At 38.1% G+C, this 12901-nt stretch carries 17 protein-coding genes; 10 read left to right on the top strand and 7 right to left on the bottom strand.

Annotation, left to right across the window (positions count from 1 at the left end; genetic code table 11):
* Positions 1–94 precede the first annotated feature (94 nt).
* The 7 genes from LZD48_RS11190 to LZD48_RS11160 all read left to right on the top strand — a co-directional run bounded on the left by LZD48_RS11190 (position 95) and on the right by LZD48_RS11160 (position 5180).
* On the top strand, positions 95–472 hold the full coding sequence (locus LZD48_RS11190) for a GntR family transcriptional regulator (RefSeq protein WP_235762831.1): 378 nt from the start codon (positions 95–97) through the stop codon (positions 470–472).
* Positions 462–1328 (top strand): ABC transporter ATP-binding protein, encoded by an 867-nt coding sequence (locus LZD48_RS11185; RefSeq protein ID WP_235762830.1) that lies wholly within the window; start codon positions 462–464, stop codon positions 1326–1328. The genes LZD48_RS11190 and LZD48_RS11185 overlap by 11 nt, the downstream gene beginning before the upstream one ends.
* The gene (locus LZD48_RS11180; protein WP_235762829.1) at positions 1321–2022 is read left to right on the top strand and encodes a hypothetical protein; all 702 of its coding nucleotides are present in this window, start codon (positions 1321–1323) and stop codon (positions 2020–2022) included. The genes LZD48_RS11185 and LZD48_RS11180 overlap by 8 nt, the downstream gene beginning before the upstream one ends.
* A gap of 123 nt (positions 2023–2145) precedes the next feature.
* Positions 2146–2385 carry a DUF438 domain-containing protein gene (locus LZD48_RS11175; protein WP_235762828.1) on the top strand — a complete coding sequence of 80 codons (240 nt, stop codon included), beginning with the start codon at positions 2146–2148 and terminating at the stop codon, positions 2383–2385.
* Positions 2382–2549, top strand: a complete 168-nt coding sequence (locus tag LZD48_RS11170) for a hypothetical protein (RefSeq protein ID WP_235762827.1) — start codon at positions 2382–2384, stop codon at positions 2547–2549. Before LZD48_RS11175 ends, LZD48_RS11170 begins: the two co-directional genes overlap by 4 nt.
* Positions 2550–2698: 149 nt before the next feature.
* The gene (locus LZD48_RS11165; RefSeq protein ID WP_235762826.1) at positions 2699–3097 is read left to right on the top strand and encodes a PAS domain-containing protein; all 399 of its coding nucleotides are present in this window, start codon (positions 2699–2701) and stop codon (positions 3095–3097) included.
* A gap of 205 nt (positions 3098–3302) precedes the next feature.
* Positions 3303–5180 (top strand): heavy metal translocating P-type ATPase, encoded by a 1878-nt coding sequence (locus tag LZD48_RS11160; protein ID WP_235762825.1) that lies wholly within the window; start codon positions 3303–3305, stop codon positions 5178–5180.
* A gap of 23 nt (positions 5181–5203) precedes the next feature.
* Here LZD48_RS11160 and LZD48_RS19050 read toward each other — a convergent pair whose 3' ends face one another.
* Positions 5204–5431, bottom strand: coding sequence for a helix-turn-helix transcriptional regulator (locus LZD48_RS19050; RefSeq protein WP_369010260.1), 228 nt, complete (start codon positions 5429–5431; stop codon positions 5204–5206).
* 40 nt (positions 5432–5471) lie between these two features.
* On the opposite strand from LZD48_RS19050, the gene LZD48_RS11155 reads away from it, so the two are divergent.
* Positions 5472–5861: an EamA family transporter gene (locus LZD48_RS11155; RefSeq protein WP_235762824.1), complete on the top strand. Its 390-nt coding sequence runs from the start codon at positions 5472–5474 to the stop codon at positions 5859–5861.
* Positions 5862–5892: 31 nt separating this feature from the next.
* Here the strand turns inward: LZD48_RS11155 and LZD48_RS11150 are convergent, their stop codons facing one another.
* The 6 genes from LZD48_RS11150 to LZD48_RS11125 form a co-directional block, all read right to left on the bottom strand.
* Positions 5893–6618, bottom strand: a complete 726-nt coding sequence (locus LZD48_RS11150) for a transposase (RefSeq protein WP_235762823.1) — start codon at positions 6616–6618, stop codon at positions 5893–5895.
* Between the two features lie 8 nt (positions 6619–6626).
* A complete protein-coding gene (locus LZD48_RS11145) occupies positions 6627–7232 on the bottom strand; it encodes a transposase family protein (protein WP_235762822.1) in 606 nt (201 codons plus the stop codon).
* Positions 7233–7437: 205 nt separating this feature from the next.
* Positions 7438–7881, bottom strand: coding sequence for a hypothetical protein (locus tag LZD48_RS11140; protein ID WP_235762821.1), 444 nt, complete (start codon positions 7879–7881; stop codon positions 7438–7440).
* Positions 7878–8183 (bottom strand): PadR family transcriptional regulator, encoded by a 306-nt coding sequence (locus tag LZD48_RS11135; protein ID WP_235762820.1) that lies wholly within the window; start codon positions 8181–8183, stop codon positions 7878–7880. The genes LZD48_RS11140 and LZD48_RS11135 overlap by 4 nt, the downstream gene beginning before the upstream one ends.
* A gap of 399 nt (positions 8184–8582) precedes the next feature.
* Complete coding sequence (locus tag LZD48_RS11130) at positions 8583–8996, bottom strand: universal stress protein (protein ID WP_235762819.1); 414 nt, start codon at positions 8994–8996, stop codon at positions 8583–8585.
* A gap of 12 nt (positions 8997–9008) precedes the next feature.
* Positions 9009–10418, bottom strand: coding sequence for a SulP family inorganic anion transporter (locus LZD48_RS11125; RefSeq protein WP_235762818.1), 1410 nt, complete (start codon positions 10416–10418; stop codon positions 9009–9011).
* A 210-nt stretch (positions 10419–10628) separates the two neighbouring features.
* Here LZD48_RS11125 and LZD48_RS11120 point away from each other — a divergent pair, with 210 nt between their 5' ends.
* Together LZD48_RS11120 and LZD48_RS11115 are read left to right on the top strand one after the other, a co-directional pair.
* Positions 10629–11834 (top strand): Bcr/CflA family efflux MFS transporter, encoded by a 1206-nt coding sequence (locus LZD48_RS11120; protein WP_235762856.1) that lies wholly within the window; start codon positions 10629–10631, stop codon positions 11832–11834.
* Between the two features lie 513 nt (positions 11835–12347).
* Complete coding sequence (locus tag LZD48_RS11115; RefSeq protein ID WP_235762817.1) at positions 12348–12884, top strand: OmpA family protein; 537 nt, start codon at positions 12348–12350, stop codon at positions 12882–12884.
* Positions 12885–12901: the final 17 nt, after the last annotated feature.

The following is a 12901-nucleotide window of genomic DNA, read 5'->3' as shown; positions in this document are numbered from 1 at the left end:
TATTTCAATACAAATTCAAATAGGATTGACATTTATCTGAATATGTTATAGGGTTAATTACATAAGTAACTAACCAACTAAGGGATGAACTTAAATGAATAAAAAATTAGATGATAGCAAGCCAATTTTCATGCAGATTAAGGATTTGATTGAGGACTCGATTATGGATGAAACTTATCAGACAGGGACACGGGTGCCATCCACGAATGAATTTGCTGCCTTTTATCAAATTAATCCTGCTACTGCTGGAAAAGGGATTAATGAACTTGTAGGAGAAGGAATATTAGTAAAAAGGAGAGGGGTCGGCATGTTTGTTACTGACACAGCAAAAGAGATTGTGATGAAGAAAAGAAAACAGACCTTCTATGACAATTACATGCTGCCACTCAAAGAAGAAGCAAAAAAGCTGCAAATGACAGATGAGGAGCTTATAGAAATGTTACAAAGGAAGGATGAAGGAAATGAAGATTGAAGTGAATAATCTAAGTAAGAGGTATGGTGAACAGTATGCATTAAATCATGTATTTTTTACCCTCGAGGAAAATAAAATTTACGGTCTGCTAGGGAGAAACGGTGCTGGGAAAACGACATTCATGAATATTCTCAGTGGCCAAATCATGCCAACCAGTGGTGAAATAAAAATTAATGGTGAAAATTCATTCGATCAGCAGGAATTGATGGAATCAATTTGCTTGATTAAGGAATCCGATAATTTCCCGAAAGAGCTGAAAATCAAAGATGTGTTAAAGATATTCTCTTACTTTTATCCGAATTGGGACCAATCTTTTGCTGAAGATTTATTGAAGGAATTTAACTTGACGACCCGTCTAAAGATAAAAGCTTTATCAAAAGGAATGGAGTCTGCCTTAGGTATTACGGTTGGCTTAGCAAGCAGGGCCCCGATTACCGTTTTCGATGAACCATATATTGGCATGGACGCCCCATCTCGGAAACGTTTTTATGAATTATTATTGGAAGATTATGAGGATTATCCAAGAACAATAATCTTTTCCACTCATTTAATTGATGAGGTGAGTTTAATGTTTGAAGAAGTAATAATTTTGCAGGAAGGATCTGTTGTTTTGCAAGAGGATTCAGAAGTATTAAGGGCGAAAACGGTAGCCGTATCTGGACCAGCAGAAAAGGTTGATGATTTTTTACAGGATAAAGAAGTAATCGAACGAAAAGATCTGGCTGGAAATGCTATTGTCTATACCTATGGTTCCATAGAAGAAGCGAAGGAATTCGGGTTAGATGCAGAAGGAATACCTATACAAGAATTAATGATTTATTTAACAGAGAAGAAAGGAGCACACACGTATGAATAACCAAGTAAAAGGACTCATTTATTATTATGCACAAGATATGAAGCATCAAGTGAAGATATTTTGGTTGATTCTTATTACAATTACGGTTGCAACTAGTATTATGGCTTATTTCCTAATGGATGTAGCAGATAGTCAATTTTTTTGGGCGTTTCCGTTTGCAACCTATACGAATGTTGCGATTATAGCTTTTCAAAGTGTTAAGAAGGATATTCCATTCGGGTTGAAAATGGGTGCGATTCGGAAAAATATTTTTCTGAGCTATATGTACTTCTTCTTCGGTTATTCTCTATTCATCGCAGTAGCAGGGAATACATTGCAATTGATTTTCGAACGTCTCCTCAATCTATTCGGTATTACAAATTATATCTTTGGACATCCTGCTATGCTGCTCTCAGATACTTGGTTAACAAGAACAGTTATTGATACATTCGTTATGTTCTTTCTCATGGCATTACTATTTATCATCGGATTAATATTTTACCATTTTGGTTTATTAGGTGGAAGAATTACCTTGGGGGTATTACTAGTCGTAACTATGTACGGTCTTTTTGAAGGCTGGTTAATTGAAGCGTTTGTGAATCTTATACCTGATGTGTCCATGCTGACTTTTGTAACAATCTTCCTAATTGGTATTGGATTATATCTAATTAGCTATCTGTTTATACGGAGGGTGACTGTTGTGAGGAAGGTATAAACAAAATGCGTAACCCATCGAAGTGACCATACTTAAACAATTTGTGAACAATTGCAAGAACCCTCTACGGATGACTTTTCCTCGCTTATACTTGATATGAGAATATTAAAGGATGGTGAGGAAATGGTTAACGCTCCGATTAATAAGGAACTAATAGATGGATTAAAAGCTATATTGCTTCGTTTGCAGAGGGGAGAGTCATCAGAAATCATCGAAACATGCCTTGCACGGCAGATTCAAGATGTAGACATGACAACCATCCAATTAATTGTACAGGAATTAAAAAATGGCAATCACCTTGCCGGATCATGTGGGGGAATGATGACCGGATCCGTACGTTATACAAGGGGACAAAACGAATGATGGAGCAACTCCCCGAAATAGAATTTTTCTATATAGTAAAGTCATATCGTCTTTTTGAGCAGAAAATGAAAGAGATGCTGTTTGACGAAGAGGCATTTCTATTGTCGCTAATGAAGACCGTCTTCACAGAGAAGGATTTGGTTGCAAATTGCAACGGAAAGTAATGTATTCGGTTATTGTCTTATTACCCGCAAGAAGAGTGGCAATCTGAACGGGTGTGGCTTATGCAACAAGGAAAGGGAAATAGTGAACTGGAATTGGAACGAAGCGAGAGACATTTGCCGTTTTGCCGTTCGTCGGCGGATATTTAACGATGAAGGAAGCGGATATTATTTTGAACAACTTGCCGTTAGAAATAACATTCGTTGATAAGAACGATATATTCAAATATTTCAATGAAAAAGTAGAAGCGGCTGATATGATGTTTGTGCGAACCCCAAGCTCGATTGGGCGGAATGTCGCAAATTGCCATCCACCGAAAAGTCTGAAGAAGGTTATGCAACTGATCCGTGATCTGAAAACAAAAAAACGCACCTCGGAAACGATGTGGTTCAAAAAAGAAGGGAACGTTATCCATATCACGTATAAAGGTGTATTTGATGAAAATGGGGAATACGTGGGGATTTTAGAATACGTACAGGATATTCAGCCATTCCTCGATTTGCCTCGTGAAGTAAAAAAGGAAGTGAGTAAATTAGAAAAAGTTTTTTAAAAGATAATGTGATAAAGTGAAACTTCAATCAATGGGGGGGTTACGGACGGTTACACCGGGATAAAATGTACCGCATCTTATGCTATAGGCTGCTTTTTTTGTTGATGTAAATCCTTTCTAATGGTATTATTAATTTATAATAATTATAAATTAATAATTTATGTAGTTTAAGCGGTTAAATTTTCTTTTAGAAAGGATGCGTAACATGTTCAACTATCTAGTCAAAAGCCGTCCAGGCCAGTTTCTGCTTATTGGTATATATTTTATCATTCTCGGATTTATTCTCATGCCTTTTGTTGAAATGGCAAGCCGTCTTTCATTTTATGCAGCCATTTTCTTTTTAGGCTTTTTTGCTGCGAAGAATGCAATAGTGGATACCGTTCAATCGAAGTCTCCTAATGTTGACTTACTTATGATCTTGGCTGCGCTTGGGGCGGTTACCATTCAGTATGAATCAGAAGGAGCGATTTTGCTGCTCATTTTCGCTGGAGCGGAAGCACTTGAAGATTATGCGTCGGCTAAATCCACTAACGCCATTTCTGAGCTCATGTCCCACATTCCCTCAATTGCACAAGTTATAAAAGATAATGGTACAGTTGTCGAGATACCTACAGAAGATTTAAAGGTGGGAGACATAGTCGTTGTATCAAAAGGAGACTTAATCCCAATTGATGGACTCACGGACCAGCAGACAATGGTAAACGAAGCTGCATTAACCGGAGAGTCTGTACCTGTCCGTAAAGAAAAAGGGCACGAAGTATTTGCAGGAACCGTTAATGAAGGAAATGCTTTTTATCTAAAGGTAAACAAATCAAGTGATGAGACTATTTTTTCCAATATTATTCGGATGGTTGAAGAAGCACAAAACCGCCCGTCCAAAGTATCGAAATTTATCGACCGGATTGAATCGAAATATGTGATCAGTGTGTTGGTAGGAGTTCCGATTTTTGTTTTCATTCTTTATACATTTACTGATTTCAGCTTTCAAGAAGCATTTTATCGTGGGATGGTTATGCTGACAGTGGCAAGTCCATGTGCACTTGTCGCATCCGCTACACCGGCAACGCTCAGTGCAATCAGCAACGGGGCAAGGAATGGTGTGTTGTTCAAAGGTGGGGCGGCAATGGAAGCACTCAGTACAATGGATGTGCTTTATAGTGATAAGACTGGTACGCTCACACATGGTGACTTCGAAGTTGTAGAATACGCAGCAGATGAGGATGTATTAAGAGAAGTCGTATACATGGAGCAGCAGTCCAGTCACCCAATTGCAAAGGCGGTTGTAGATACATTTAAGGATTTGAATTTGGATCAAGTTAATCGGAGTGAACCGGTGGAAGAGGTAGCTGGTTCGGGAATGAAAAAAGGTGCCATTCAAATCGGAAAACCTTCTGCATTTGATCATTATGAGGATGTTCATGAGTACCGAAAGAAGGCAGTTGACGGAAATACGAATATTTTTGTAGGAAAAGATAACAAAATCGTTGGTTATTTCTCGCTTGCAGACCGGGTACGGAAAGAATCGGCTGACGCGGTGGCAGGATTTCAAAATGATGGAATTCGTGTTGCGCTTCTAACAGGTGATAACGAAACGGTTGCAAAAAAAGTTGCAAAAGAAGTTGGTGCGACCGAATATGCTGCTTCATGCTTGCCGGAAGATAAAATTAAGTACATCCATGAAAGCCAGCAAGCAGGGAAGGTTGTTGGAATGATCGGTGACGGAATCAATGATGCACCTGCACTTGCGAATGCGGATATCGGAATTGCGATGGGGAGCGGTTCATCTGTTGCAATGGAATCTTCTGATGTTGTTATTGTGAAAAACAACTTAGCCAAACTTTTTTATAGCTTTAAGTTGAGTCACAGATTAAATCGAATTATTGCTTTAAACGTCACATTTTCCGTTGGGGTGATTCTCGCCTTAGTTATATGGAACCTATTTGGTTTATTGAATTTGCCACTCGCTGTGTTATTTCATGAAGGCTCCACGATACTTGTCATCTTGAATGGATTGCGCTTGTTAAGACAAGGAGAGGAAGAAACAGAGTTGGCAACTCAGCCAGCCTATGAGGTCAAGGTTTGATTGATTTACCTTGACCTTTTTTCTTATCTATATTTTCGAGGTGTCATATGGAATACTTCTTTAAACTTTTCAATGAAATAACTCACACTGGAAAAGCCGCATTCTAGTGTAATTTCTGTTATCGTGCTTCTCGTTCCAATCAGTAAATTAATGCTGCGCTCCAACCGATAATCGAGAATATAGTTGAAGGGTGTTCGTCCAACATGTCTTTTAAAAACCCGAATCGTTTCCGCTTTGCTTAAGTGAGTAATTCCTGCTAACGTTTCGAGTTTAATTGGATTATTGTAATGGGTGTGGATTGCCTTCTACACACTTTATGCTCGTAAATTACTCGATCTTTATTCCTCGGTAACCGTTGTAGGATGGGCGATGTTGATTGCGGGAGTTTGTATGAATTTTGTCCATCCTGTATGGAAAGTTGATGTACAGGATTCGTCATTTGTAACTGTAATTGTTTTAGCTTTTACAATAATCTTCGGAACAACCCTCGCTTTTTGGATGTTTATTAAGAGTTTGGAGTATTTAGAGGCGAAGGAAACAACTTTGCTTGGGACGGTGGAACCTTTAACTGACGTAGTAAGCAGTATCATTTGGCTGAACCTGCCATTTGGGGCTTGGCAGGTTGTCGGAATGATTTTAATTTTAGTTCTCGTCGTTTATTTATCGATAGGGAAAAAATAAAGGGTAATCGGAAAATAGTGTGGAAAGAGGGTTAAAAAGTACCCTCTTCCATAGCTTTAATCAGTGTGGAAAAATCAGCACCATAAATTTCTTCATACACCCATTCATAACCAGTTTGTGACCAATTTGGGAATTGGTCTGGTAACATTTTTCCGAAAGTAACTTCAACTTCTTTAAATTTCTTTTTCTTTTTAACTTTACGATAGCCTTGAGTAAACAAAATCTTTGCTCTAAGGGCTTCAAAAGAGTAACCACGACCAACATGGTTCATTGTCTTAATTAAACGATTTAGGGACTCCGTATAAGCGTTTGTAATAGGAGAATCGAAGTAATTGAATATTTCTTCTTCCCAATTATTCATAGCCTTAATCAGATCTTCAAAATAAGTCATTAATTCTTTAGATACATTTGAAAGCCAATTTTGATAGAGTTTATAAGCATTGTTGATTGATTCGGCTTCATAGATGTCAAAGAATTTCTCTTTAAGTTCATAAGCCTGCCCAAGCAGTGGAAAGTTTTGAGTCCATATTTGTAGCTTTATCTGGTCATCAAAGTCTATTAAGTCTTTACTCCTTGTAAGAAGCACATAACGATCTCTCATAAGTTGTCTGCGTTCTTTTGCTGACACATTTTGACGGTTAGCTTTTCGGATTTTCTCTAAGGATTCATTGGCTAATTTAACGACTTGGAATTTATCAATAACGATTTTGGCATGTGGTATCACTGTGTTAACAGCACTCTTATATGGATTCCACATATCCATTGCTACAAGTTCAATTTTTCAATGTCTTGGAGCTTTGAAAGGTAACTGATAACAGTATCCTTATTACGTTTCCGTAAGATGTCAATTACTGACTTGTTTTCAACATCAGTGATGACACAACGATAGTTTTTAAGCAAATGGACTTCATCAATACTAAGCCATTTAGGAGTTCTAAAATCAGTTTGAGCTTCAAGCTCATCAACGTAGTCATTAAAGATGTTTCGTACAGTTTTCTCATCAACGCCAATCTCTTCTGCAACACTGGTAAACATCTTTTCAAGGCTTGCTTCTTTAATCCAATAAATTAGCCTATTAGTAACAGAACGATTGACATCCATATCTGGCAGATTTTCAAAAAATGTTTCATTACATTCCCTACATTTATATCGTTGGCGATTGACATAAATACCAACACGTTTTGCATGCATTGGCAGGTCGAAAAATAACTGTTGTTTCTTACCATGTTTATATAAGTTTGCAACGGTACCACACTTTGAATAATGTGAAGGAGATAGAGCAGTAGTCTCAACTAAGAATCTATAATCATATTCACTTTCTTTCATATCCAGAATATTAAAGTTTGGTAGATTAATCATATTGGTTAACATTAATACTATCCTTTACTAATTTATCGTTTCTAAATTAAAAAAGGTATGTCAAATTTCTATTTGAATTTCAAAATTAATAAAACAAAAAAAGAATCCACTTTGAGAGGCTTGGTTCAAAAATGGATTCTTCCTAAAAATCATTTATACTTGTCTGTGAGGGAAAGAACCGTACAACTCTTTAGTAACACAATGTTTGATTACTTAATTAATTTGCTAAGACTAAAAATGTTACAAAAAAGATTGCATAAGATCCCATTAAACCAACTGATATTTTAGCTAACCTTGTTTTAATTGAAAAGGCTGGTATAATTCCAACTTTAAACATATTCACTATTAAAACAACAATCGCTAAGAAAAATGATAACATAGCGACTATCAACGCAATTTGTTCCAACAAAATAACCTCCCTTAACGATATCAATTTTGAAATAATAAGGACATTAATTAAGCTAATTAAAGCTAATACTTGACTCATACGAAATCCATAAATCTCCCTTTCCCTTAGTTCTATGTGCCAAGCATCAATTACGCCTAAAAGCAAGTCAAATATTGTTTTAAATGACATGTCTGTTTGTTTTAATACCTCAACTAACTCTTTGCCATATCGTCTTCTCCAGCTTTTAGGATACAGATAAATAAACCACTTCATGCTAAACCAAGCCTTTTCATACCAAGTGAGGTAACTTTTTGAATTTCTTTAATTTGCTCAGTTAAATATATTTGTCCTTCCTCTGTCAGCTTGTAAGGCTTTTTACGGTCTTGTGATTCAAGGACACTTATATACCCTGCTTTCTCTAAACGTGAAATTGCTCCGTATAATGTACCTGGGCCTAACTTGATGTCATAATTTTTTTCAATGTCCTCCATAATTGCATAGCCGTGACGTTTTTTTTCAGCAAGACTTATTAATATCAATAATGAAGGTTCCGAAAATCTGTTTTTCTTAACCACGTTCCCACTCCTCCCTTCCAATAATTATTACGTTCAACGTTACATCGTATAACGTAATAGTAAACTATATTTGAGATAATGTCAATAAAATAAATTAATTCGTGTTAAGTTATATCATTAAAAGCATTTCCACACGATTATCCGATTTAGTATTATGTAAAAATTAAACTTTAATATGGGTTTTCCACACGATAATCCGAATACCCAAAATAAATTAATGAATTTCATAATACGTATTTAATGCTTCACCATCACCATATGTAGTTGAGTTGGTTCGTTCCCAACTACATATGATGATGGAAAAGCCGACTTTGGTAATTATGAAATTCATTCAAATAATAAAACATTATAAAAAATAGCTGTTCTTATCGTGTGTTTCTGATAAGAACAGCTATTTTTTTACTTGACAATGGTCACCGGACAGTTTACGTGTTTCATTACTTTATGACTGACACTTCCAAGAATCATTTCTTGAAATGTATTTAATCCTCGGCTCCCGATAATAAGTTGCTGTACTTCTTCTTTGTTGACATGTTTAATGATTTCAGCGCTTGGATTTCCTTTTAATATCGTCATCTTTGCTTCCACACCCTTTGATTTTGCGAGTTCAGTAGCTGGATGTATCTTTTGTTCCCGTTTAAGTGCCAGTCCTTCAGGATTTTGCGAAAGAAGATAGTCATCCTTCGCTTTGTTATAATCAACAACATGTAGAAATTCAAGCTCAGCATCGGGTAAGTGGCGGACAAGCATGATAGCATGTTCCACAGCCCGCAATGCATTATCAGAACCATCGATGGCTACGGCAATATTCATTCCCATACCTCCCTATATGAGTTGATGGTACAATTGTTCACTTGATGCATTCAGTCCTTTAATGTGGACGGTCGTTCCATTTTGTTCTAGCTTTTGCTGGACTTTAATAATTGCACCTACCGCTGATTCATCCCACAACTGACTGTCTGCGAAATTAATGGTGATTTCTTTTGCATTAACATCGTCGAATGCTTTAATGAATTTAGTCGTGGAAGCGAAAAACAGTGGACCTTTCACATGAAACGCTTGACCTTTTTTCGTAACGGATACTCTTGAAACTTTCGCAACAAAAATAAGTGAGCTTAAAATAACACCAACAACTACACCAATCGCCAAGTTGCTTGTATATAATATAATTGCAACTGTCGCGAGCATGACAAAGGATTCGGATTTAGGTGCCTGCTTCAGAAATTTAAATGAACTCCAGTTAAATGTCGTAGCACTTACCATAATCATGATACCTACAAGAACTGGCATTGGAATAATCGCGACTAAATCTCCTAATACAAGGATGAGAAACATAAGGAAAACCCCTGCCGTAAAGGTCGACAATCTTCCTCTCCCGCCCGATTTTACATTAATAACAGATTGTCCAATTAATGCACAGCCTGCCATTCCGCCAAGAAATCCTGTGAAGATGTTGGCAACACCTTGGCCTCTTGCTTCTTTATTTTTATTACTAGGCGTGTCTGTCATGTCGTCCAACACTTGTGCTGTAAGGAGTGATTCTAACAGACCGACAACAGCGAGAGCTAAAGAGTACGGTAAAATAATTTTAAGTGTCTCAAGCGTCAGTGGTATGTCTGGAAATAAGAAGACGGGCAATGTATCCGGCATCGTTCCTAAGTCCCCAATAGTCTGCATGCTTGCACCACTTATGATCGCAATGATTGTCATAACGACAATTGCAATGAGCGGAGCAGGTATTGCTTTAATAAAGCGCGGAATGACATACACTAAAGCCAGTGTAATGATGGCGAAGATATATGTAGCAGCATTTCCACCAATCAAGTAAGGCATTTGAGCGAGGAAAATCATAATTCCAAGAGCATTTAAAAAGCCGAGCATGACCGAGTTTGGGATAAAACGCATGAGATTCGCGACGCCAAATAGTCCTAGAAAAATTTGAATGATCCCAGTCAAAATGGTCGCAGCTAATAAATACTCGAGGCCGTGGTTGGCAACCAAGCTGACAATGACTAATGCCATTGCTCCAGTAGCAGCTGATACCATGGCTGGACGTCCACCGGCAAATGCGATGACTACTGCCATAACAAAAGAGGCATAGAGCGCCACTCGCGGATCAACTCCTGCAATGAATGCAAAAGCTAATGCTTCAGGTATAAGCGCAAGACCGACGACAATTCCTGCCAGAAGATCTGCTCGAATATTCCCAAACCACTGTTGTTTAATTGTATGCATTTGATACTCCTTTCATTTAGTGGATTAATGGATTTAGTTTACCATGTTTTGAAAGGATGAGGTAGTAAACCAGTCTGGTTGTTGCTCAGTTGTTTAATGAAGCCGGGCTTTTCCTTTTTAAAATTTTATCAGGTGTGATACATTATCCATGTTATTTGTTTTAAGTTTAATAAAAGGAATGAGTAAATGAATTTACAAAGAGAATTAACAATACAACATAATCCTACAGGTTCAACCCGGGTAGGCTTAGCTTTGCTGCTTGGAATGCTGGCATTTTTAGGTCCACTTAATATTGATATGTATTTGCCGAGTTTTCCCGGGATTGCTCAGGAATTTAATACAAGTGCTTCCCTTGTACAAGCAAGTTTAACCGCATGTTTATTAGGGCTTGCAGTTGGTCAATTAGTTGTTGGCCCGATTAGCGATGCCCAAGGGAGACGGAAGCCATTATTAATTGCAACAACACTATTTGGCTTAGCTTCGGTTCTCTGTGCGTTAGCGCCGAGTATAATGGTCTTAATCGCAGCACGATTTTTACAAGGACTAACTGCTGCAGCGGGAGTTGTTCTTTCGCGTGCTGTCGTCCGAGATGTATTTAGTGGACCAGAGCTAACCAAGTTCTTTTCATTGTTAATGGTGATAAACGCTGTTGCTCCGATGATGGCTCCAATGATTGGCGGGTTTATTTTGTCGTTTGAGTCAACAAATTGGAAGAGTATTTTTTATTTATTGGCCTTGATCGGCTTTATCATGGTTGTCATTGTCGCTTTGAACCTTAAAGAAACCTTGCCTCCTGAAAATCGGATTCCAAGCTCAGTTGGTGCTTCGTTAAAAACGATGGGAAGTTTATTTACGGATCGCTCGTTTATCGGTTATGCTTTAGTTGTTGGATTTATTCACGGTGGCAGTTTTGCATATGTGTCAGGGACGCCATTTGTTTACCAGGGTATCTACGGGGTATCCCCGCAAGTATTTAGTGTGTTATTTGGAATCAATGGCTTGGCAATTATTACGGGAAGCTTTCTAATCGGGCGTTTCAGTGGTATGATCCCGGTGAAAAAAATGCTTCAGTCTGCAGTCATCGTTGCGCTTTCTGCAACATCTTTATTGCTTATCATGACGATTATCAAAGGTCCTTTAGCTGCCATTGTCTTTTTGATTTTTATTTATATGATCACGATGGGAATGATTACGACAAGTACATTCACATTAGGGATGAGAGAGCAAGGACATCGGGCTGGAAGTGCGAGTGCGGTACTTGGAATGCTTCCTTTATTGCTCGGCTCTCTATGCTCTCCGCTCGCAGGTATCAATGAGGCGTCGGCTGTTCCGATGGGGTCAATCATGTTTACAACAACTCTGACTGGGTTTACTGTGTTCTTTACAATTGTGAGAAAAGATAAGACAGAAGAATAAGCTTTAACTTTGTTATGACTCCATCACTCTAATGAGGAGGTATCTATGCAAAGGAATAAGAAATTTATTATTCTCGGTGTTGTCTGGACGATCGTATTTGCTGGGATGAGTTTTTATTGGGCGCTGGGTGGGAATGCTTAGTGCCCGTTTCACCCGGCGGAGAATTATATTAGATTTGTTGTTAGTGTTCGTGCTTATGGGTATCCTTATGGAGGCTACGTAACGAGTACGATACTGGTCGTCGGAGAAAACAGTGAAATTAATGATTCGATTGCATTTGACGAAACATTTTACGAGCAGCATAAAAATGAACCGATACGATTGGAATTACGATTCGATCCGTCGTCGATTTCTTCCTTACATGAAAAGAGCGATGAGTTACAATCTATATATGGGAGAAACTGGAGAAAAGATGGGACGTTCTATATGCCGGTTTAATATAAGTCGTTGACCGATGAAGGATTTATTAGAATATATGCTCAATCGGGATTCAATCCTCCGCGCGGCAGCGCTGTGCTTGATGCATACGGAGAAGAATTTGAGAACGTAAAAGGTGATATTGTAAAGCTGCGTTACGAGGATCAGACGGAACAGGTGATTGAGTTGATCATCCCCTTAAAACCAGAATATGAAGATGCCCCGGACGATATCGATGTAACCAAGGATGGAGAAGAAATCAAGCTTATTTTATCTGACGAAATCCTATTTGAGTTTGGGGAAAGTGATGTTACTGGAGAGGGAGAGCAAGTTATTCAGGAGATTGCAGATTGGCTTGAGAGTGATGATTACGCAGGACTCATTAAAATCCATTGTCCCACGGATAATGTGAGTGGAAATGATATCAACCAGCCACTTTCTGAAGACCGGGCTGAAAATGTTCATGCGTTGTTTCTCTCCAATTTGAAAAATGATTCTGTATTTGAATTTGAAGTAGAAGTAGAAGGTTTTGGACAATATGAGCCGATAGCAACAAATGAAGAAACAGATGAGGGAAGGCAACGTAACCGCCGGGTAGAAATACTATTGCAAGGAGAAGCCGCAGAAAAATAAGAGGTATCAAGTGTTTG

The sequence above is a fragment of the Oceanobacillus alkalisoli genome (assembly GCF_021556485.1).
Classification (GTDB): Bacteria; Bacillota; Bacilli; order Bacillales; family Amphibacillaceae; genus Oceanobacillus; species Oceanobacillus alkalisoli.
The sequence above is the reverse complement of the archived record's forward strand: the minus strand, read 5'-3'. Positions and strand labels throughout refer to the sequence as shown.

Coding starts and splice junctions, on each gene's coding strand:
- LZD48_RS11140 (WP_235762821.1), bottom strand. CDS start 7,881: ATGAAGTGGTTTATTTATCTGTATCCTAAAAGCTGGAGAAGACGATAT.
- LZD48_RS11145 (WP_235762822.1), bottom strand. CDS start 7,232: ATGTTAACCAATATGATTAATCTACCAAACTTTAATATTCTGGATATG.
- LZD48_RS11190 (WP_235762831.1), top strand. CDS start 95: ATGAATAAAAAATTAGATGATAGCAAGCCAATTTTCATGCAGATTAAG.
- LZD48_RS11160 (WP_235762825.1), top strand. CDS start 3,303: ATGTTCAACTATCTAGTCAAAAGCCGTCCAGGCCAGTTTCTGCTTATT.
- LZD48_RS11130 (WP_235762819.1), bottom strand. CDS start 8,996: ATGAATATTGCCGTAGCCATCGATGGTTCTGATAATGCATTGCGGGCT.
- LZD48_RS11165 (WP_235762826.1), top strand. CDS start 2,699: ATGAAGGAAGCGGATATTATTTTGAACAACTTGCCGTTAGAAATAACA.
- LZD48_RS11175 (WP_235762828.1), top strand. CDS start 2,146: ATGGTTAACGCTCCGATTAATAAGGAACTAATAGATGGATTAAAAGCT.
- LZD48_RS11150 (WP_235762823.1), bottom strand. CDS start 6,618: ATGTGGAATCCATATAAGAGTGCTGTTAACACAGTGATACCACATGCC.
- LZD48_RS11125 (WP_235762818.1), bottom strand. CDS start 10,418: ATGCATACAATTAAACAACAGTGGTTTGGGAATATTCGAGCAGATCTT.
- LZD48_RS11180 (WP_235762829.1), top strand. CDS start 1,321: ATGAATAACCAAGTAAAAGGACTCATTTATTATTATGCACAAGATATG.
- LZD48_RS11185 (WP_235762830.1), top strand. CDS start 462: ATGAAGATTGAAGTGAATAATCTAAGTAAGAGGTATGGTGAACAGTAT.
- LZD48_RS11170 (WP_235762827.1), top strand. CDS start 2,382: ATGATGGAGCAACTCCCCGAAATAGAATTTTTCTATATAGTAAAGTCA.